Annotated in this window: 17 protein-coding genes and 1 pseudogene; 3 read left to right on the top strand and 15 right to left on the bottom strand. The window is 64.6% G+C overall.

Features of this window, described 5'->3' with window-relative positions; genetic code table 11:
- Positions 1–19: 19 nt before the first annotated feature.
- From HF916_RS34895 to HF916_RS34855, 9 genes and pseudogenes are all read right to left on the bottom strand, one after another.
- Complete coding sequence (locus HF916_RS34895) at positions 20–1,255, bottom strand: aspartate aminotransferase family protein (protein WP_168793356.1); 1,236 nt, start codon at positions 1,253–1,255, stop codon at positions 20–22.
- 212 nt (positions 1,256–1,467) lie between these two features.
- The gene (locus tag HF916_RS34890; RefSeq protein ID WP_168793355.1) at positions 1,468–2,517 is read right to left on the bottom strand and encodes a GlxA family transcriptional regulator; all 1,050 of its coding nucleotides are present in this window, start codon (positions 2,515–2,517) and stop codon (positions 1,468–1,470) included.
- A gap of 25 nt (positions 2,518–2,542) precedes the next feature.
- A complete protein-coding gene (locus tag HF916_RS34885; RefSeq protein ID WP_168793354.1) occupies positions 2,543–3,334 on the bottom strand; it encodes an ABC transporter ATP-binding protein in 792 nt (263 codons plus the stop codon).
- Positions 3,335–3,415: 81 nt separating this feature from the next.
- A complete protein-coding gene (locus HF916_RS34880; RefSeq protein WP_168793353.1) occupies positions 3,416–4,129 on the bottom strand; it encodes an ABC transporter permease in 714 nt (237 codons plus the stop codon).
- 4 nt (positions 4,130–4,133) lie between these two features.
- Entirely contained in the window at positions 4,134–4,823 is a 690-nt protein-coding gene (locus HF916_RS34875) for an ABC transporter permease (RefSeq protein WP_168793352.1), read from the bottom strand.
- 270 nt (positions 4,824–5,093) lie between these two features.
- Positions 5,094–6,047 (bottom strand): patatin-like phospholipase family protein, encoded by a 954-nt coding sequence (locus tag HF916_RS34870; RefSeq protein ID WP_168793351.1) that lies wholly within the window; start codon positions 6,045–6,047, stop codon positions 5,094–5,096.
- 28 nt (positions 6,048–6,075) lie between these two features.
- A complete protein-coding gene (locus HF916_RS34865; protein WP_168793350.1) occupies positions 6,076–6,627 on the bottom strand; it encodes a hypothetical protein in 552 nt (183 codons plus the stop codon).
- Positions 6,628–7,162: 535 nt separating this feature from the next.
- Positions 7,163–8,352 (bottom strand): annotated as a pseudogene (locus HF916_RS52140) (acyl-CoA dehydrogenase family protein).
- 22 nt (positions 8,353–8,374) lie between these two features.
- The gene (locus tag HF916_RS34855; RefSeq protein ID WP_240975804.1) at positions 8,375–9,361 is read right to left on the bottom strand and encodes an ABC transporter substrate-binding protein; all 987 of its coding nucleotides are present in this window, start codon (positions 9,359–9,361) and stop codon (positions 8,375–8,377) included.
- Positions 9,362–9,549: 188 nt separating this feature from the next.
- Here HF916_RS34855 and HF916_RS34850 point away from each other — a divergent pair, with 188 nt between their 5' ends.
- Positions 9,550–10,461: a LysR family transcriptional regulator gene (locus HF916_RS34850; RefSeq protein WP_168793349.1), complete on the top strand. Its 912-nt coding sequence runs from the start codon at positions 9,550–9,552 to the stop codon at positions 10,459–10,461.
- Between the two features lie 5 nt (positions 10,462–10,466).
- On the opposite strand, the gene HF916_RS34845 is transcribed toward HF916_RS34850, so the two are convergent.
- The 5 genes from HF916_RS34845 to HF916_RS34825 are packed head-to-tail and all read right to left on the bottom strand — an operon-like array spanning position 10,467 to position 15,697.
- Positions 10,467–12,068, bottom strand: a complete 1,602-nt coding sequence (locus HF916_RS34845; RefSeq protein ID WP_168793348.1) for a rhodanese-related sulfurtransferase — start codon at positions 12,066–12,068, stop codon at positions 10,467–10,469.
- Positions 12,065–12,673 carry a cysteine dioxygenase gene (locus tag HF916_RS34840; protein WP_168793347.1) on the bottom strand — a complete coding sequence of 203 codons (609 nt, stop codon included), beginning with the start codon at positions 12,671–12,673 and terminating at the stop codon, positions 12,065–12,067. Before HF916_RS34840 ends, HF916_RS34845 begins: the two co-directional genes overlap by 4 nt.
- A gap of 33 nt (positions 12,674–12,706) precedes the next feature.
- Positions 12,707–13,768 carry an ABC transporter substrate-binding protein gene (locus HF916_RS34835; RefSeq protein ID WP_168793346.1) on the bottom strand — a complete coding sequence of 354 codons (1,062 nt, stop codon included), beginning with the start codon at positions 13,766–13,768 and terminating at the stop codon, positions 12,707–12,709.
- 13 nt (positions 13,769–13,781) lie between these two features.
- Positions 13,782–14,606, bottom strand: a complete 825-nt coding sequence (locus HF916_RS34830; RefSeq protein WP_168793345.1) for a class II aldolase/adducin family protein — start codon at positions 14,604–14,606, stop codon at positions 13,782–13,784.
- An 11-nt stretch (positions 14,607–14,617) separates the two neighbouring features.
- Positions 14,618–15,697 (bottom strand): LLM class flavin-dependent oxidoreductase, encoded by a 1,080-nt coding sequence (locus tag HF916_RS34825; protein ID WP_168793344.1) that lies wholly within the window; start codon positions 15,695–15,697, stop codon positions 14,618–14,620.
- Positions 15,698–16,015: 318 nt separating this feature from the next.
- Between HF916_RS34825 and HF916_RS34820 the strand changes: the two genes are divergently transcribed.
- Positions 16,016–17,011: an LLM class flavin-dependent oxidoreductase gene (locus HF916_RS34820; RefSeq protein WP_168793343.1), complete on the top strand. Its 996-nt coding sequence runs from the start codon at positions 16,016–16,018 to the stop codon at positions 17,009–17,011.
- An 86-nt stretch (positions 17,012–17,097) separates the two neighbouring features.
- Here HF916_RS34820 and HF916_RS34815 read toward each other — a convergent pair whose 3' ends face one another.
- Positions 17,098–18,240: an alpha/beta fold hydrolase gene (locus tag HF916_RS34815; RefSeq protein ID WP_168793342.1), complete on the bottom strand. Its 1,143-nt coding sequence runs from the start codon at positions 18,238–18,240 to the stop codon at positions 17,098–17,100.
- Between the two features lie 402 nt (positions 18,241–18,642).
- Between HF916_RS34815 and glgC the strand changes: the two genes are divergently transcribed.
- Positions 18,643–19,905, top strand: a complete 1,263-nt coding sequence (glgC, locus tag HF916_RS34810) for a glucose-1-phosphate adenylyltransferase (protein WP_168793341.1) — start codon at positions 18,643–18,645, stop codon at positions 19,903–19,905.
- Positions 19,906–19,935 lie beyond the last annotated feature (30 nt).

Genomic DNA, 19,935 nt, shown 5'->3' with positions numbered 1-19,935 from the left:
GCATGATCAATGCCTTGGATCAGTTCGATGCGGCTTCGGCCTTCGCGCCGACAATGCTCTCGATGGCCTTGGCAAGTCGCTCGAAGCCTTCGTTCATGTCGTCGAGCGGCATGATCAGCGACGGCACGAAACGCAGCACGTCAGGGCCGGCCATCAGCATGATCACGCCATGCTGACCCGCTGCCGTGACGAAATCTTTCGCGCGGCCTTTGAATGCGTCGGTCAGTTCCGCACCGATCAGAAGACCCCGGCCGCGCACTTCCGTGAACAGGCCGAAGCGCTCGTTGAGCTTCGCCAAATGGCCCTTCAACGCTTCACTGCGAGCGCGCACGCCTTCGAGCAGCTTCGGATCGCTGACCAGCTCGACCACCTTTTCAGCGATCGCCGAGCCGAGCGGATTGCCGCCGTATGTCGTGCCATGCACGCCGACCTTGAAATGCGCGGCCAGTTCGTTGGTGGTCAGCATCGCGCCGATCGGGAAACCATTGCCGAGCGCCTTGGCGGTGGTCAGGATGTCCGGCGTCACGCCGGTTTCCTCGTACGCGTAGAAATAGCCGCTGCGGCCCACACCCGTTTGTACTTCGTCAAAAATCAGCAGTGCGCCGTGCTGATCGCAGGCTTCGCGCAGCGCCTTCAGGAACGCCGGATCCGCCGGGATGACGCCGCCTTCGCCCTGAATCGGCTCGACGATCACCGCGCAGGTTTGCGCGCCGATGGCTTTCTTTGCTGCTTCGATGTCGTTGTACGGCAGATGCGTGATGCCGGCCGGCACCGGGCCGAAGCCTTCCGAATATTTCGGCTGGCCGCCGACGCTGACCGTGAAGAACGTGCGGCCATGGAACGACTGCGTGAACGAGATGATTTCCGCCTTGTCGACGCCGTGGCGATCGAACGCGACGCGGCGCGCCAGCTTCAACGCGGCCTCGTTCGCTTCCGCGCCCGAGTTGGCAAAGAACGCGCGGTCGGCGAACGTCAGGTCTTCGAGGCGTTTGGCGAGACGCAGCACCGGCTCGTTGGTGTAACCATTGCCGATGTGCCACAGCTTGCCGCCTTGCTCATGCAGCACGTTCAGCAACTCAGGATGCGCATGGCCCAAAGCGGTGACGGCGATGCCACCGGCGAAGTCGATATAGTCGCGGCCTTGCGTATCCCAGACGCGTGAGCCGAGACCGCGATCCGGCACGAAGGCGGCGGGCGAAAACACCGGCACCATGACTTCGTCGAAGGTCTGGCGTGTCACTGTCAGGTCGTTCATGGCAAATCCTCGTTACAGGTGAGAGGTAATACAGGTAGTGTAGGAAACCGCACGCGATACGTCTTGCGCATACGCGACGCTTTCTATGAGGTTCCACGCGAATCGGCAGGCGTTCAGGCCGAGCCGACGCGCGGCGGTCCGCGCCTGGTGCACCTTTCAGTCCGCGCTTCAGTCCGCGTTCCGATCCGCGATTCAGTCCGTTTCTGTCCGTTTCAGTCCGCCTGATCCGGCCGTTCGATCAGCGCGCCCGGCCGTGGCTCGCTGGCCGTGGCGCCGCTTGCGCCGGTCTGCTTGTCGATCCAGTTACGACGATCCTCTCGCGGTGTGACATCAAAGCGTTCACGGTACGCATTCGAAAAGTGCGCCGCCGACGAAAAACCGCAAGCGAGACTGATCTGCACCACCGACTTGCTGGTGCGCTGCAATTGCGTGCGCGCTTTCGAAAGCCGCAGTCCCAGATAGTATTTGGACGGCATCGAGCCGAGATACTGGCGAAACAGGCGCTCCAACTGCCGCCGCGACACGCCGACAAGGCCCGCGATCTCATCGGTGGTGAGCGGGTCTTCGATATTCGCTTCCATCAGCAGCAACGCGTCGTTCAGGCGCGGATGACGCTCGCCCGGCGCGGTCACGAACGGAATGCGCTGCCGCTCCTCGCCCGCGCGCAACACGCCGACGCCGAGTGTGTCCGCGATGCGATCCGCGAGTTCGGGACCGTGCTCGCGGCCGATCATCGCCAGCATGAAGTCGACGGTCGCCTGACCGCCCGCGCAGGTCGCGCGATCGCGGTCGATTTCGAAAATCTGTTGCGTGACGATGGAGCGTTCGAACTGCTCGGAGAACTGCTGATAGGTTTCCCAGTTGACGCTCACGCGATAGCCGGACAACTGCCCTGCCATGGCGAGCCACCAGACCCCGTGATGAATGCCGGTAACGAGCGGCGTGCGCTGCCCAACGCGCGACAGGCTGGCGAGAAAGAGGCGATAGTCGGCGAATTGCTGAAAGCGCTCGCTGACAATGATCAGCCAGTCGCACGCAATCGCATCGCCGAAGGCGGCGTCGGCCGGCCAGTGCGCGCCGCCCGCGAGCGGCACCGCGCGGCCGTCCCACGAGCACACCTGCACGCGGTACAGCGCGCGGCCGTCGATTTCATTGGCAAGATTGAGCGCGTCGACAATCGGCCCGACGCCCGACATCGACACGGGCGGCAAGGCGACGATGGCGACCTGCGTGGTGCGAGCCGGGCTGGACGTGCGGGGCATCGAGTGAATCCGCGCGAGCCGCGCGTTACTTCAGGCTACCGGACAGGAACTGCTTGAGCCGCTCGCTGCGCGGCGTGGTCAGCACTTCCGCGGGCAAGCCTTCTTCTTCGGTGCGGCCTTGATGCAGGAACATCACATGGTTCGACACGTTGCGCGCGAAACCCATTTCGTGCGTGACGACGATCATGGTGCGGCCTTCTTCGGCAAGCTTCTGCATGACCTTCAGCACTTCGCCGACCAGTTCGGGATCGAGCGCGGAAGTCGGCTCGTCGAACAGCATCACGTCGGGGTCCATGGCCAGCGCGCGGGCAATCGCCACACGCTGCTGCTGCCCGCCCGACAGATGCGACGGATACTGCTTTTCGAGGCGCGGCGCGAGACCGACCTTCTCGAGATATTCACGCGCGCGGTCTTCGGCTTCCTTGCGCTTCAGGCCCAGCACATGCATCGGCGCCTCAATGATGTTCTCGATCACATTCATGTGCGCCCACAGGTTGAAATGCTGGAACACCATGGAGAGCTTCGTGCGAATGCGCTGCAACTGCTTGTGATCGGCGACTTCGAGATTGCCGGCACGATCGACTTTCGTCTTTACCATCTCGCCGTCCACCACGATCTGCCCGGCGTTCGGCCGTTCGAGAAAATTGATGCAGCGCAGGAAGGTGCTCTTGCCCGACCCGCTCGCACCGATGATGCTGATCACGTCGCCCTTGTTCGCATTGAGCGACACGCCCTTGAGCACTTCGTTGTCGCCGAAGCGCTTGTGGATGTCCTGTACGGCGAGCTTGCAAGCTTCGGTCTGAGTCGTGTGGAGCAAGATGCTCTCCCTTTGAAAATACGGATCAATCTTCGTGACGGCGCGAGGATAACGTGCCACACACTACAAACACGGCGCGTTTCAATGCGTACGCACCGCCAGGTAACCTAGCCAATGACGCTCAGCGCGGCGAAATAAAGCCACCAGCCCGAACGACACCACCAGGTAAATCAGCGCCGCGAGGCCGAACGCGTCGAACGACTGGTAGGTGGCCGAGTTCGCGTCGCGCGCCACCTTCAGGATGTCCGGCACCGTGGCCGTGAAGGCGACCGTGGTGGCGTGCAGCATCAGGATCACTTCGTTACTGTACAACGGCAAGGCCCGGCGCAGCGCGGACGGTATCACAATGCGCCGGTACATCGTGAACCAGCTCATGCCGTAGGCGCGGGCCGCTTCCACTTCGCCGTGCGAGGTCGAACGGATCGCGCCGGCGAAAATCTCCGTGGTGTACGCGCAGGTGTTCAGTGCAAAGGCGAGAATCGCGCAGTGAAAACCGCTGCGGAAAAACGCGTCCAGCACTTGATGCGAGCGCACGAATTCGAGGCTATACATACCGGTGTAGATCAACAGCAACTGCACGTACAGCGGCGTGCCGCGAAACACGTAAGTGTAGAGACGCACCGGCGTGGAGAGCCAGCGCTTCTTCGACACGCGCGCCACCGCCAGCGGAATCGCCGCGCAGAAGCCCATCCCGACCGATGCCACCAGCAGCCACAGCGTGACCGCTAAGCCGGACATGCGCTGGCCGTCCCAGTACAGGAACGCGCGCCAGAATTGATTGAGGATGTCGATCATGGTCTCAGAGCTCCGCGTGCCGCACGCCGATCGAGTAGCGCTTTTCCAGCCAGATCAGCACGAGATTCGACGCGGTGGTGATCGCCAGATAGATCAACGCGGCGATCAGGATGAAGAAGAACATGTTGAAGGTGCTTTTGCCGGCGTCCTGCGCGGCTTTGACCACGTCGGCGAGACCGATGATCGACACCAGCGCCGTCGCCTTCACCAGCACCTGCCAGTTGTTGCCGATGCCCGGCAGCGCGAAACGCATCATCTGCGGGAACAGGATGCGCGTGAACACGCGCGCGCCGCTCATGCCGTACGCGCTGCCCGCTTCGAGCTGGCCGCGCGGCACCGCCAGAAACGCACCGCGAAAGGTCTCGGTGAAGTACGCGCCGTAGATGAAGCCGAGCGTGAGCACGCCGGCCACGAACGGGTCGATATCAAACTGCGGCAGATTCAGCGCGTCGGTGAGATTGTTGACCGCGATCTGGATGCTGTAGAACAGCAGCAGCATCAGCACGAGGTCGGGCACCGAGCGGATCAGTGTCGTGTACCCGGTCGCGATTGCCCGCAGCGGGCGGTTGAACGAGAGTTTCGCCGCCGCGCCCGCGAGGCCGAGCAGCACGGCGGCCGCCAGCGACAGGACGGACAGCTCGATCGTCTGGATCGTGCCGGCCAGCAACACCGGACCAAAGCCGTATAGGAACACGCGTGTCTCCATCCAGGTTTGTTTGAGGATGTGTCGGACGGTGTCGGCTTGTGTCTGCCCCACTCGTCCAGCATGGCGCGGAGTCTCGCAAGCGAAAATTAATTTCTCAAAGGCCTGCGGAAGCTTTGTTGCGATGCAGCAAGACGTGCTTTGGCGCGCTGCGCAGCTTGCAGAGCTTGGTTTTGCGGGGAATTGGGATTTGTAAGGCGGGAAGCGCGCGGCGAGCGCCGCCGCGATTTAGCAAGTTTCGGGTCGCTTTTTCGATAGACGCTAATCAATCCCCAGCCTTGCCCGAATCGCCGGCAGCATATATTCCACCGCCGCGCGCCCTTCCTCGATGGCCGGCGCCGCGCGATGAAAGTCGAAAATCCCCATGCCGCCGAGTCGCGGCTGGATCAGGATATCCGCCGGTTCGCCCGCGAGGCGGCTGCGCGAAATCCGCACCTGCATGATGTCGATGCTCTGCGCGATCGAACTCAGCATGGACGGCACGCGTGCGCTCGGCGCGGGCGGCACGCGCACGTCGTCGGTGGCGCGCGCCTCGGCGGGCGCGAGCCAGCTCGGCCAGGGCTTGCCGTTGCGGCGCAGCGCGAGCGGCGGCGGCGCCGTTGGATCGATGGCGGGCGTGTCGACCACCGCGCCGCCGAAATCGCGGCCATTCAGAATATCGTTGTTCAGATCGACGGCGATCACGCAGTCCGCGCGCATGCCGCGCGCCACCGAAACCGGCACCGGGTTGCTCAAGCCGCCGTCCACCAGCCAGACGCCGTTGTGCCACACCGGCGTGAAAATCCCGGGAATCGCAATCGAGGCGCGCACCGAGTCCAGCACGCTGCCGTCCTGCAGCCAGCTTTCGCGGCCCGAATCGAGTTCGGTGGCGACCGCCGCGAACGGCATGTTCAACTGCGCGATCGAGCGGCCATTGAATTTGTCGGCGAACAGCTGGATCACCTTGCGCCCGCCGAGCAGGCCGCCCGAAAACCGCAGATCGAGCAGGCGCACCACCGTCTGCCACGTGAGCCGCGAGACCCACTCCTCGAGCCAGTCGAGATCGCCGTTCGCGTACACCGCGCCCACCAGCGCGCCGATCGACGTGCCGCAGATCACATCGGGCTTGATGCCCGCATCGTGCAGCGCGCGAATCGCACCGATATGCGCCCAGCCGCGCGCGGCGCCGCCCCCTAACACCAGCCCGATCCGACTGTATCGACGTCGACGAATCATCTTCTTCCCCGCTTCTGTCTTCTACCTTCTATCGCCCACGGATCACGTCGGAGCGCGATGTCGTGTACACCTTCTGAAACTGGTCGAAATGCACGTTGAAAATCCCCTCTTCGGTCACGCCGCCTTCGCGCCATTTCCAGCTCCATACGGTTTCCGGCTTGAGCGGAAACACCGCGATCTGACCGGGCTTGCCGAGCAGGCGGCGCACTTCGTCCTCGCTCATACCCATGCGGATCTTCGCGAAGTTGGCCGCCGTAAGCACCTGGGTGATCGCCTGCAATTTGCCGTCACGATCGATGTCGACCATGTACGTATTCAGGCCTTGCGGGCCGCGCGGATATTCGAAGCGTTTCGAACCGTCGGTGAACGTGCGCTCGGTTTCCGGCTTGCCCATCTGGTCGCGGATCTGCGCTTCGGTCGTGACGCCCGGCGTCATGTCCTTTAGCAGCAACGCATCCGGTTTGACGGCGTTGAAGAATTCCTTGAGTTTTTGCACGGCGCGGTCGCTCGATTGGTCGTCGCAACCGGCCAACGCGACGCACGCGGCCAGCATGGCGACAGTCAGCAGTTTGAGGCTCACAGCGAGTTTTTCCTGTACGGACGCAGGCTGCGAAGGCCCGCATCCCGTTGTGTAGTGTCTGCTACAGGATAACCGCGCACGGGCAAAACCGCGAGCGGGCGCGGCACGGCGGTGTGCGCCGTCGTACATGGTGGCGGAGGCAAGAGTCGGCGACGGCGGGAAGTCACGCGGCAAACCACGTTGAAAACCGTCGCCACAAGCAAAAAGGCGACGCTGTGCAAAGCGTCGCCGGGTCGGTCGGTACGGTCAACCGGAAAGTGGAAGCGGCCGACTGGGCCGCCTGAAAACGAAGCACCGCGGACGACGCGCAGCGGTCTGGTCCCGGACGAAGCGGTGAGCAACCTTGGCCGCTCACCTTGCGCCATCGCCGGAATGGCAAACCGCTGCTTGATTGGCCGCCCTGGTCCCTCGATAAGCCTTCCAAGTGCAGCTAATCTAAACGGATTGGCGGGTTTAGACGAGAGCGCGTTTACACCGAATCGGCAGATGATTTGCGTTGGGTGGCGAGGTCGTCAGCGACTTTCGACGAGACGTTTCAAGCGCGCGAAATCGATGCAAAGCCCGCGCGTCCCACCGCCTGCAGCGCCGAGTCATTCTGCGGCGTGTGAATCCGCGCGCACAGCACGTCGCGATAGTGACGCTCGAGCGGATTGTCGCGCGAAAGACCGGGGTTGCCGCTCGCTTCGATCGCCAGCTGCACCGCTTCGATTGCCTGATTCGTCACCGTGTATTTGACGAGCGGCGCTTCGTCGAGCGTCACGTGTTCGGCACGCGCGCTCGCGTCGAGCAGCACGCGATTGTTGACCAGCAGCGCGTCGATGCGGCCGAGCGTCTGCTGGAAGGCCGGCAGGCTCGACAGCGGCGCGCCGAGACTGCCGGGCGTGCGATCGGCGGCCCATTGCGCGAACCAGTCGCGCGCGGCCCGCGCGATGCCGTCGTAGACCGCCGACAACAGCACGCTCATCCACGCCATGCCGAGCGCGTCGAGCCCGGCGCCCGGCGCGCTTGGCGGATGCACGTCCACTGCATGCGCGGCCGGCACGAACACGTTGTCGAACACCAGTTCGTGACTGCCGGTGGCGCGCATGCCGAGGTGATTCCACTCGCTGCCCACCCGCACGCCGGGCGTGTCGCGGTGCACCAGCCACACGCCGACGCGCGGCGGCGTCTCGTCGCTGCGCGCCCACACCGCGAGCCAGCTGAGACCGGGGCTGCCGTCGAATACAGCTTGCTGCCGTCGATCAGCCAGCCGTCCGCGTGGCGCTTCGCGATGGTCGACGGCAAGCCGCCGCGCGCGGGCGAGCCAAGTTCGGGTTCGACGCGCAGCGAGTTGATCAAAGCGCCCTCACGCACCGCTTCGCGCGCCACGCGTTCGCGCAGGTCGACCGGCCAATGCGGATTGCCCTGCAAGCGATGATGAAACAGATACTGCATTACAACCACCAGCGCCGTGGACGGCTCGCCGCGCGCCACCGCGCGCACCACCTTCAAGGCCTGCGGCAAGCTCGCGCCCGCGCCGCCGAGCGCTGTGGGCACCGTCAGCGAAAGCAGATCGAACTCGTGCAGGCGCGCGAGATTTGCATGCGGGAATTCAGCCGTGCGGTCATGGTGCGCGGCGCTTGCGGCAAACTCGTTCGTGAGTTGCGCCAGCAATGCGTCGAATGCATCGCTATCGAGCGGTGGATGACGCCGTGTCACGGCGCTGTCGGCAATCGGGGCGTTCATGCGGAGACTCCGGCTGGCCGCGTCAAGGCAACGGGAAGCTGCGATCGAAGCTCGGACGCACGTCCAGATGCGCGCGGATCACGTTGGCGGCTTCGTAGGTATCCGCCGTGCGCTGCTGGGCGGCCACGACGCTGTCGTCGATCGCCACCGGATGCACCTGGCCGCGCTGATAGACAGTCTTCAGCACATCGGTCGGCAGGCCCGTGACGCGCGACTGCATCGTCGCGACTTCGTCGGGATGCGAGAGCGCCCAACGCTGACCGATCGCCACGCGCCGCAAGAAATCGGCGAGCTGCGCGCGCTTGTCGGTGATCGCGCGTTCAGTGGCGACCTGATAGCTCAGCCCTTCCGAAAGACCCACGCCGTTGGCGATGATGCGGTCGTGATCGCGCGCTTCGCCGAGCGCGGTGTACGGATCCCAGACCGACCACGCATCGACGCTGCCCGAGGCAAGCGCCGCTTTCGCATCGGCGGGCGCGAGGAATACGAAAGTGACGTCGGTGAGCGGCACGTTGGCCTTTTTCAATGCGGCGAGCGCGAGGTAGTGGCCGATCGAGCCGCGCGTCGTGGCAATGCGCTTGCCCTTCAGACTCGCCGCGTCGTTGAGCGGCGACTGCGCGCCGACGACGATCGCCAGATCCAGCGGATTCGAGCGCGTCGCCGCGACCGCCCTCACCCGCGCGCCGGCGGCCAGCGCGAAGACGAGCGGCGCATCGCCGAGACCGCCGACATCGACCGCGCCCGCATTCAATGCTTCGCCGAGCGGCTGCGCCGCCGGAAAGTTGAACCATTCGATCTTGTACGGCAGGTCTTTCAACTGGCCGGACGCTTCCAGAATGCCGCGGGTTTGCAAGGATTGGTCGCCGACCTTGAGCACCAGCACATCGGCTCCGTATGAAGGCGCGGCGCACAGCAATGCCGACGCTGCAAGCGCGGCAACGCCGGGCGTTGTGGACAACGCGCGTTTCAGAACAGATCGGATTGCGAAATAAAAACGGGAGGTCGTCATGGGCAGCGCGTACGTCGTGGCAACGAGTGGATTTGTCATCGACGATAAGGCAGGCCTTTGTATAAGACAAACGCATTATTCTGCTAAGCAAATATGCGTAATTTTCTTGCGCGACCCAACGCGATCATGCGCCGGCGCGGGTATCATCGGGCGGATTCTTTTGTGCTTCCATCCGGTTACCGCTCATCATGAAGATCGACGAAATCGACGCCTACGTCACCGTGATTCGCTGTCAGTCGCTGCAGCAGGCGGCGCTCTCGCTCGGCCTCACGCAACCGGCGATCACGCGCCGTCTGCAGAATTTCGAGGAAGCGCTCGGCGTCGAACTGCTCGACCGCAATACGCGTCCGCTCAGGGCGACGGCCACGGGACGCATCGTCTACGAACAATGCCGCGTGATCCAGCGCGAACTCGACGTGCTGCGGGAGATCGTCGCCACCGACACGCCGCCGGTCGGCACGCTGCGTCTCGGCGTCGCGCAGACGATCGCGGATATCGCGCTGACCGAGGCGATGCGCGGCCTGAAAACGGAGTATCCCGATCTGCAGGCGCGCGCGTCGACCGGCTGGGGCAGCCAGTTGCTGCAACGCGTGGAACAGGGCGAACTCGACGCCGCCGCGATCCTGTTGCCCAGCAATAAGAGCTTCGACGACGCGCTGTCGGCCCGCTCGCTAGGTCGCATCAAACTGGCGGTGGTCGCGCAGAAAGGCCTGCTGAAAAGGCGCGCGCATACGCTGGCGGAATGCCAGTCGATCGGCTGGGTGTTGAATCCGGACGGCTGCGGTTTCCGCGACGGCCTGCAACGCGCGCTCACCGGGCTCGGGCTCGCCCTCAAGCTGAATCTGGAAACGCTCGGCACCGAGTTGCAATTGCAACTCGTCGCGGACGGCAACGGCCTGGGTCTCGTGCCGCTGCCGCTCCTGCAAGCGAGCGCTCATGTGGACACGCTCGATATCGTGACGGTGAGCGACTTCAAGCCGCTCATCGATATCTGGCTCGTGCAGCCGCGCGTGCTCGGCAAACTGCAACGGCCGGTCGAGCGTTTCGGCGCGGCTGTCGAACGGCAGTTCAAGGAAGCGCGCGCGCAGCGCGCGGCCTGAGGCGCTCAGATCACGCGAAACCCATGCGTACCATCGCGCCCGAGTTGCGCGACGAGACCATACTCCCATTCCAGATACGCGTTCATCGCCTCGCGCGCGTTATCGGTACCCTCATAAGGCCGCCGGTAACGATCGATGCGCGCCGATGCCATGCGCGTCTCGCCGCTCTCGAGCGGCAAGCCCGCTTCGATCCACGCCGCCGTGCCGCCGCTCAGCACCTGCACCGGTTTGCCAGTCAACTCCGCAACGTCGGGCGCGGCGAAGCGCGCGAGTTGGCTGCTGCCGCAGGTCACCACATAACGCTGCGCATCCGGCAGCTTGTGCAGCGCCTTTTCGAGTTCGCCGCGAATCACGAACCACGCGCCGGGAATATGGCGCTTCACGTAGTTCGCGCTGCTGGTGAAATCGAGCACGGCAGTGCCGCGCGATTGCAGCAGCGTGACCAGTCCGGCCGGCGTGATTTCATCGGCGGCGGGCGGCGTGGGCGCATGGCGGACCGCGGGCGCCGCGCCCTTCTCGCCGAAGTCCGCCGTCATCAAACCATCGACGACATACACCTCGACGTTCATCTGCGCGAGCCACGACGCGGTCATGTTCGCGCGCACGCCGTCGTTATCCGCGAGGATTACGCGTGCCCCGCGCACCGGCGCGAACATGTCGGTTTCCTGCACGAGTTGGCCGCCCGGCGCGCTGCGAAAACCGGGCACGTGGCCCGCTTCGTATTCTTCCGGCGTGCGCACGTCGAAGCGATACACGGTGCGTACCGCTTCACCGGCCCAGCGGCGCGCTTCGTCGCGTGACGTGCGGCCGACCTTCGCGCGATCCGCCACCGCGCGCGCGGCGTCGGCGGCGGCCAGACGCAGTTGATCGTCGGCAATCGGCTCGAAGCGGCGCGAACTGCCGTGCGCCAGCGCCTGGCCGGCCAGCGTCCAGCCGATCGTGCCATTGCGCAGCGCCGCGACCGGATTCGGCACGCCCGCATTGATCAGCGACTGCGCGCCGATGATGCTGCGCGTGCGCCCGGCGCAATTGACGATGATCCGCGTCGCCGGATTCGGCGCAAGCTGGCGTGCGCGCAGCACCAGCTCCGCGCCCGGCACGCTGATGCTGCCGGGAATATTCATGGTCTGATATTCGTCGAAGCGGCGCGCGTCGAGCACCACCGCGTCGGCTTCGTGATCGAGCAGCGCCTGCACTTGCGGCGCGGCCAGCGACGGCGTATGACGCACGCTTTCCACCAGTTCGCCGAACGCCTTGCTCGGCACGTTGACGTCCTGGAACAGCTCGCCGCCTGCCTCGCGCCAGCCTTGCAAACCGCCCTCAAGCAGGGCGACATCGGGATAGCCCAATTCAGTGAGACGGCGCGCGGCGCGCTCGGCGAGTCCTTCGCCGGAATCGAACACCACGACGGGCACTGCCTGGCGCGGCAAGCGCACGGGCGCGTCGAGTTCGAGCCGCGACAGCGGCAGATTGGCGGCGAACAGCGGATGACTGCGGGCGTGCGGATCTTCCTCACGCACGTCGACGAGCGCGATTTCCTCGCGCTCGAGCAGTGCGCGGCGCACGTCTTCGAATGATCGGGTACGAAATGCCTGAGCGAAACTCATGAGATCGGGGACTCCTTCGCAACATTCCAGATATTCGGCAACACGTCGTTCGCGTAGCCGGAGATAAACGGCTTGCGGGCGGCGCCGTCCAGATAGACGGACCGTTTCACCGCACCAATATTTGCACCGTACACGTGAATGCTGATCGACGTACGGTCACTAAAAGCGTTACTCACGCGATGAATATCGCCGATGCGCGGCGACACCGCATCCACGGCGCCGGCGTCGAGCCGTTTGGCCGCGCCGTTTTTTTGCAGCGTGCCGTCTTCGGCGATACGGTGACCCTGTGCAATTTCCGCGCCACGCAGCACACCGATCAAACCCCAGACGGTGTGATCGTGCACCGGCGTCGCCTGCCCGGGTCCCCACACAAAACTGACGATTGAAAAACGCTGCCGCGCATCCGCGTACAGCAGGTATTGCTGATACCGCTCGGGATCGGGTTGCGCGAAGGCGTCGGGCAGCCAGTCGTCGTGGGCGATCAACTCGCGCAGCGCGGCGCCGCCGTGTTCCAGCAGATGCGCTTCGGGCGCCGCTTCGTCGACGAGCGACGCAATCCGGCCGGCGAACGCGCGCAGGCGGTCCGGCCTCAGGGCTTGAGTCATCGATAGGTCAGAAGATAGATTTGGATGCCGCGTTCACGCACCGCGGGCGAGTGCGGCGTTGAAGGTGTCGGTCCACAACGGTGCGACATCGACACGCCGCTCGATCACGGCGGCACGCGCGAAGGTATCGGCCACCTGCTGCTCGCTCGCGATATCCGCCGCCGTGATGCCGGTGACGCGGCGCGCCTGGCTCTGGTTGCGATAGAGCGAGAGGATCGCCTCCTCCGGCACGCGCAACTCGGCGGACAGCACCTTCGCGTACGCGTCCTGATGCTGCGCGAACCATGTGCACGCGCGTTGCAGGCGCACCAGCAGATCCGCGGATGCGGCACGCCGCAGCGGATCGGCGAGCGTCGCCGGATGACCGTAGTACAGGTAATTGCCGGACAGATAGCCGTTGGCGTTTTTCAGCACGCGCGCGCCGGCCTGCGAGACGGCGAGCGGCACGTTGTAGCCGTAGATCGCCCAGGCATCGAGCGAGCCGGCGTTAAAGGCAGCGAAGCCGTCGCGTGGCGCGAGCGAGGTCGCCTGGATGTCGTTGAACGAGAGCCCCGCTTCCTCGAGCATGCGCAGCAGGTAGTAGTGCGTGGTGGTCGCGCGCAGATAGCCCACGCGCTTGCCCTTCAGATCGGCGATCGAGCGGATCGTCGAGCCTTTGGGCACCAGCACGACCTGGTTATTGACGTCGTCCTTGTAGACGGCGATCACGCGAACCTGCGCGTTCTGCAGGCGCGCGAAGATCGGTGGAATCTCGCTGCCCGAGGCAATATCGAGCGAGCCGCCGTTCATCGCCTCGACCATCGCGTTGCCTGATTGAAATTCTGACCAGTCGATTGTGTAAGGCGTATCGGTCAGGCCCGCGCTTTTCAGCAGCGTGGCGTCGCCGCCTTTGTAAGTGGCGACGCGCAAGCGGACTTTGCTCAGGTCGAGGCGCGGATCGGTTGCGGCGTTGGGCGTGGGCGTGCCAGCAACGGCGGAGCGGGCGATCAGGCCGCTGCCGGCGCCGAGCCATGCCGCAGCCGGCAACGCGGTGGACAGCGCAGCCACGAGCCGGCGGCGCCGGTGCAAAACCGGCGAATTCGAACGTTGAGTCATCGTGTGGGCGCGTTCAGGTGAGGACGTCGGGCTCGGCTTCGACCAGCCCTTCCAGCAGGCTCTGGAACGCGAACAGCGCGCCGCCCGCGCGGCCGACCTGCTCATGCGTGAGCGTGGCGATGTCGTGCGGAATCGCTTGCGGCGTGCCGGCGGCTTCAGCGAGCAGTTGTGCGTGGCATGCGTTGTCGAGCGCGATGTACCACCACGCCGCCGCTTCCACGCTCGGACCGGCCGTGAGAATGCCGTGATTCTTCAGGATCACCGCGCGGCGCTCGCCAAGCGCGGCGGCGATGCGCGCGCCTTCATCGGTATCGAGCACGACGCCGCGAAAATCGTCGAACAACGCGTGATCCTGATAGAACGCGCAGGAGTCCTGGGTGAGCGGATCGAGCGTGCGGCCGAGCGTCGACCATGCCTTGCCGTACAGCGAATGCGTGTGCGCCGCCGCGATCACGTCGGGGCGCGCTTCGTGAATCGCCGCATGAATCGCGAACGCCGCCTGATTGACCGGCCCCTCGCCGACCACGATCTCTCCCTCGGCATTCACCAGCAACAGATCGGACACGCGGATGCGGCTGAAATGCTTGCCGAACGGATTCACCCAGAAGTGATCGGGCCATTCCGGATCGCGCGCGGTGATGTGGCCGGCAAGCCCCTGATCGAAACCGTAGCGCGCGAACAGACGAAACGCCACGGCGAGCCGCTCCTGCCGGTAACGGCGTTCCGCTGCAATGCTCTCGCGCGGCGGAACGTCGTCGAACCAGAATTTGCGTTGCGGCGCGTGACGCTGGATCGCCGGAGGTTCCTTCGCGAATGTAGTGAGAGAAAGATCGGTCATCGCACCTCCGTTCACGCCGCCACGCGCTCGCCGCGCGCGATGCGTTCGCGGGTGGCGGGAATCAGTTCACGACCATAATCGATGGCGTCTTCCAACGGGTCGAAGCCGCGCACGAGGAACGTCGACACGCCGAGCGCGTGATATTCAGCGAGCGTTTCGGCCACCTGTTCCGGTGTGCCGACCAACGCGGTCGAATTTGAGCGTCCGCCGATTTCCTTCGCGACGCCAGTCCACAAACGTTCGTCAACGCGATCCGATTCGCCCGATGCCGCGAGCAACCGCCGCGCGCCTTCGCTTTGCGCCGGGCCGCCCACGCCGACTCCTTGCGCTGCGCGCAGCCGCTTCGTTTCTTCGAGGATGTGTTCCGCGCGCTCCCACGCCGCCGCTTCCGTGGCGGCGAGAATCGGCCGGAACGACACTGAGAAGCGCACGCTGCGACCGTGTTTCGCGGCTTCCGCGCGCACGCGGGCGACCTGCTCGCGCACTTGCGCCTTCGACTCGCCCCACAGCGCGTAGACATCCGCGTGACGGCCGGCGATTTCGAGCGCGGGCGCCGACGCGCCGCCGAAGTACACCGGAATATGCGGCTGCTGCACCGGCTTCACTTCGGAGAAGCCCTGTTCGAAGCGATAGTACTGGCCGTTGTGATCAAAGGGTTTGGTTTCGGTCCAGATGCGCCGCAGGATGTGCAGATATTCGTCGGTGCGCGCGTAGCGTTCGTCGTGCGAGAGGAAGTCGCCATCGCGGCGCTGATCGGTGTCGTCGCCACCGGAAATGATGTGCACCGCGAGGCGGCCGCCCGAGTAGTGATCGAGCGTCGCCAGTTGACGCGCGGCGAGCGTCGGCGCAACAAAGCCCGGTCGATGCGCGAGCATGAAGTGCACCTTGCTGGTCACGCTCGCCGCGTGCGCGACGGTCAGCAGCGCATCGGGGCTGGTGGCATGATGCGGCACGAGGACGCGGTCGAATCCCGCGGCTTCATGCGCGCGCGCAAACTGTTCGACGTAGTCGATGTCGATGACGGGACCTAGCGCCGCGTGGGTTTCGGACACCTTGCGGGTTTGGATCATGCCGATGAATTCGATGGACACGTTCGTGTCTCCCTGAATGGTTTCTGCCCGGCGGGGCGGTGACGTGGCTGGCTGGATGCATGGCTTTCGTGCGAGGGGTTTAAGGTAGCAGCGCGACATGCGCTTGTTAAATATTGATCGGCCATATCTATATCGGATTTGCATGTAACGCTTAGCGTTTCTGTCTCAGCGTTTTTCAGCGTTTTGGCTTTTCTACGCCCTGCGCGAGCAAACCCCCTTTCGCGAACGTGGACATCGCGGCACCGTCAGCAGAAAAGCACAACCTTTGCGAGAATGCCCCATCGCGCGCAAGCGCCGGAAACAACAAGTGAACAGACAATGATCCCCTTCTCGGTCCTCGACCTCTCGCCTGTCACCGCGGGCGCCACGCCGGCAGACGCGTTCAGGAATACGCTCGACCTCGCCCAGCACGCGGAAAACTGGAACTACCGCCGCTTCTGGCTCGCGGAACATCACAATATGACGGGCATTGCCAGCGCGGCGACCTCGGTGGTGATCGGCTATGTCGCGGGCGGCACGAAAACGATCCGCGTCGGCTCGGGCGGCATCATGCTGCCGAACCATGCGCCGCTCGTCATCGCTGAACAGTTCGGCACGCTCGCGTCGCTATATCCCGACCGCATCGACCTGGGCCTCGGCCGCGCGCCCGGCACCGATCAGAGCACCGCGCGCGCGTTGCGCCGCGACCTGCAGAACAGCGCGGACTCGTTTCCCGACGACGTCGTCGAATTGCAGCGTTATTTCGCCGACCCCGTGCCGGGCCAGCGCATTCGCGCGGTGCCGGGCGCGGGGCTGAACGTGCCGCTGTGGCTGCTCGGCTCGTCGCTCTTCAGCGCGCAACTCGCGGCGGCGCTCGGTCTGCCGTTCGCCTTCGCTTCGCATTTCGCGCCGGATTACATGCTCACGGCGTTGCAGGTGTATCGCTCGCAATTCCGTCCGTCGGCCGCGCTCGATAAACCGCATGCGATGGTGGGCGTGAATCTGTTCGCTGCGGATACGAATGAAGAAGCGCAGCGTCTTTTCACCTCGTTGCAGCAGCAGTTCATCAATCTGCGGCGTGGCACGCCGGGTCAGTTGCAGCCACCGGTCGAACGGCTCGAGGCGTCGGAGATGGAATTGAATGGCGTGGCGCACTCGCTCGCCTGCACGGTGCTGGGCGATCGCGATACGGTGCGCGAAGGCTTGAAGTCGGTCATCGATCAAACCGGTGCGGATGAGTTGATGCTCACCGCGCAAATCTACGATCACAAGGCGCGGCTGCGCTCGTTCGAGATCGGCGCGCAAGTGCGTGAGGAGTTGTCGGACGGCAAATAAGACAGGTAATTCCGTCGACGAATGTAAAAAGGGCAGCCCGTGGCTGCCCTTTTTTGTCGATCGGCGCAACTCAGCCGGCCATCGATTCAACGGTTCGCCGGCACCGCCGCGAGACCGTCCAGCAACGCCTTATGAAACGCCTGCGGATCCTGCATCTGCGGCGCATGCCCCAGTTCCGCGAATTCGACGAGCGTCGCATGCGGGATCGCCTTCGCGGCGGCCTTGCCGAGTTCCGGGTAATGGCCGATTTTCGCGCGCACTTCGGGAGGCGCGGCGTCCTTGCCGATCGCCGTGGTGTCCTTCTGGCCGATCAGCAACAGCGTCGGCATATTCAATTGCCCCAGTTCGTACACCACGGGCTGCGTGTAGATCATGTCGTACAGCAGCGCGGAATTCCACGCGACGATCTGCTTGCCCGGACCGCGATACATGCCCGCCAGCATCTGCACCCACGGTTCGTAGTTCGCGCGCCATTGTCCCGCGTAGTAGGTGGCCTGCTCGTAGCGGCGAATGCCTTCGGCGGTCGTCTTCAGCTCGCGTTCATACCACTGATCAACGGACAGCGAGGGCACGCCCTTTGCCTTCAAGTCCTCCAGACCGATCGGATTGACCAGCACCAGTTGCTGCGTCTCGCGCGGATACATCAGCGCGTAGCGGATCGCCAGCATGCCGCCGGTCGAATGGCCGATCACCGTCGCGTCCGTCACGCCGAGCGATTCCAGCAACGCATGCGTATTGCGCGCGAGCTGTTGAAAACTGTACTGATAGTGCTCAGGCTTGCTCGACTTGCAAAAGCCGATTTGGTCCGGCGCGATCACGCGATAACCGGCGTCGCTCAGACGATGAATGGTCGCGTCCCACGTCGCCGCACAAAAGTTCTTGCCGTGCAGCAGCACCGCCGTGCGGCCGTTCGCCTTCGCCGGTTTGATATCCATGTACGCCATATGCAGCGCCACCCCTTGCGAGGTGAAGTCGTACTGGTCGACCGGCGCCGGGTAATTGAAACCCTGCAACTCGGGTCCGTAAGCCGGACCGGTATCGCCCGCGACGCTCGTGGCGGCGGAAGCGGCTGGGCTAGGCAGGCTAGCCGGACTCCGCGCGTCGACGCTGGCGGGCGCGCCGACGCTCGCCGGCGTGGCGGCTGAAGCCGCGAAAACGGCGGGCGCGGGGGTGGCGGCTAGCGCGCAAACGCTCAACGTGGCGAGCAAGGACAGGCGGCGAGAACTCATCGAAGTTTTTTCTAAAGGGAAAACACGGGAGGCATGCGCGGCAAACGCACGGCGAGACCAACGCCCGAACCTCCGGCCGGAAGCGCACGATTCTACGACGCGCCGCCCGACTCTGCTCCCGCCGGCGCAGGCCAACCGCGGCACGACGGGAGTGGCACACATATTGCGGAGCCTCACCTCGCGCTCTATGTGTCGTGGCGCACGGATCGCCGCAGGGCAAGGGTTGATCGTGCGCAAGGTGGGCGCACGAGCGGCATCCGCACAATTCAGACTACTCACCCGCGGCAAATCAGTGCTAGAACTAGCAGACGGGCCCGCGAAGACGGAGCCGCCTCGCAGCACGATTCATCAGTGGAGAGCAAGCGACCCACCCATCCGGGGCATACTAATCAGGAGACAGACATGGACACTCCGGCACGGCTGAACGATCTGCAACGCACCACCCTCGCCATCGTCCTTGCGGGCGGACGGGGCACGCGGCTCGGGCCGCTTACCAACAAACGCGTCAAGCCGGCGGTGCACTTCGGCGGCAAATACCGGATCATCGATTTCGCGCTGTCCAACTGTCTGAATTCCGGCATCCGCCGCATCGCGGTCGTCACGCAATACAAGGCGCACTCGCTGTTGCGCCATCTGCAGCGCGGCTGGAGTTTCCTGCGCGGCGAGATGGGCGAATTCATCGACTTGTGGCCCGCGCAACAGCGCGTGGAAGGCGCGCACTGGTATCGCGGCACCGCGGACGCGGTGTTCCAGAACCTCGACATCATCCGCTCGATCCGGCCGAAATACGTGGTGGTGCTGGCGGGCGACCACATCTACAAGATGGACTACACGCGCATGATCGCCGACCACGCGGAGAGCGGCGCGGACTGCACGGTCGGCTGTATCGAGGTGCCGCGTATGGAGGCGGTGGCCTTCGGCGTGATGCACGTCGATGAAAACCGCCGCGTGACCGACTTCCTGGAAAAGCCTGCCGATCCGCCCTGCATTCCGGGCCGCCCGGATACGGCGCTGGCCAGCATGGGCATCTACGTGTTCAGCGCGGATTACCTGTATTCGTTGCTCGAAGAGAACATCTCCACCATCGACACCGATCACGACTTCGGCAAGGACATCCTGCCGCGCGTCGTCACGCAAGGCACGGCGATCGCGCATCCGTTCAGCATGTCGTGCGTGTCGTCGGATCCGAACGTGGAGCCGTACTGGCGCGACGTCGGCACGATCGACGCCTACTGGGCCGCCAATCTCGACCTCGCCTCCACCATCCCGACGCTCGATCTCTACGATCGCAACTGGCCGATCTGGACGTACCAGGAACAGTTGCCGCCGGCCAAGTTCGTGCGCGACCTGAAAGGGCTGCAAGGCTCGGGCAACAATCTGATCGTGTGCGGGGGCTGCGTGATCTCGGGCTCGCAGATTTCGCGCTCGGTGCTCTCGTCGAATGTGAAAGTGAGTTCGTTCTGTAACATCAGTGAGGCAGTCTTGTTGCCGCAGGTCACCGTCGGCGCGAGCTGCCGGCTGCAGAAAGTGGTGATAGACCGCGGCTGCGCGATACCGGACGGCACGGTGATCGGCGAAGATCCGGTGAGCGACGCCGAGCGCTTCTACCGTACCGACGACGGCGTCGTGCTGGTCACGCCGGAGGCGCTGCGGCAGAAGATCTAGTCAGGCCGGCTGCCACCGGCTCAGCCGCGC

The sequence above is a fragment of the Paraburkholderia aromaticivorans genome, from assembly GCF_012689525.1.
GTDB lineage: Bacteria > Pseudomonadota > Gammaproteobacteria > Burkholderiales > Burkholderiaceae > Paraburkholderia > Paraburkholderia aromaticivorans_A.
This window is presented reverse-complemented; position numbering and strand designations above follow the sequence as displayed.

Coding starts and splice junctions, on each gene's coding strand:
- HF916_RS34890 (WP_168793355.1), bottom strand. CDS start 2,517: ATGCCCCGCACGTCCAGCCCGGCTCGCACCACGCAGGTCGCCATCGTC.
- HF916_RS34870 (WP_168793351.1), bottom strand. CDS start 6,047: ATGATTCGTCGACGTCGATACAGTCGGATCGGGCTGGTGTTAGGGGGC.
- HF916_RS34815 (WP_168793342.1), bottom strand. CDS start 18,240: ATGAGTTCTCGCCGCCTGTCCTTGCTCGCCACGTTGAGCGTTTGCGCG.
- HF916_RS34835 (WP_168793346.1), bottom strand. CDS start 13,768: ATGACTCAACGTTCGAATTCGCCGGTTTTGCACCGGCGCCGCCGGCTC.
- HF916_RS34895 (WP_168793356.1), bottom strand. CDS start 1,255: ATGAACGACCTGACAGTGACACGCCAGACCTTCGACGAAGTCATGGTG.
- HF916_RS34830 (WP_168793345.1), bottom strand. CDS start 14,606: ATGACCGATCTTTCTCTCACTACATTCGCGAAGGAACCTCCGGCGATC.
- HF916_RS34840 (WP_168793347.1), bottom strand. CDS start 12,673: ATGACTCAAGCCCTGAGGCCGGACCGCCTGCGCGCGTTCGCCGGCCGG.
- HF916_RS34845 (WP_168793348.1), bottom strand. CDS start 12,068: ATGAGTTTCGCTCAGGCATTTCGTACCCGATCATTCGAAGACGTGCGC.
- glgC (WP_168793341.1), top strand. CDS start 18,643: ATGGACACTCCGGCACGGCTGAACGATCTGCAACGCACCACCCTCGCC.
- HF916_RS34850 (WP_168793349.1), top strand. CDS start 9,550: ATGAAGATCGACGAAATCGACGCCTACGTCACCGTGATTCGCTGTCAG.
- HF916_RS34855 (WP_240975804.1), bottom strand. CDS start 9,361: ATGACGACCTCCCGTTTTTATTTCGCAATCCGATCTGTTCTGAAACGC.
- HF916_RS34880 (WP_168793353.1), bottom strand. CDS start 4,129: ATGATCGACATCCTCAATCAATTCTGGCGCGCGTTCCTGTACTGGGAC.
- HF916_RS34820 (WP_168793343.1), top strand. CDS start 16,016: ATGATCCCCTTCTCGGTCCTCGACCTCTCGCCTGTCACCGCGGGCGCC.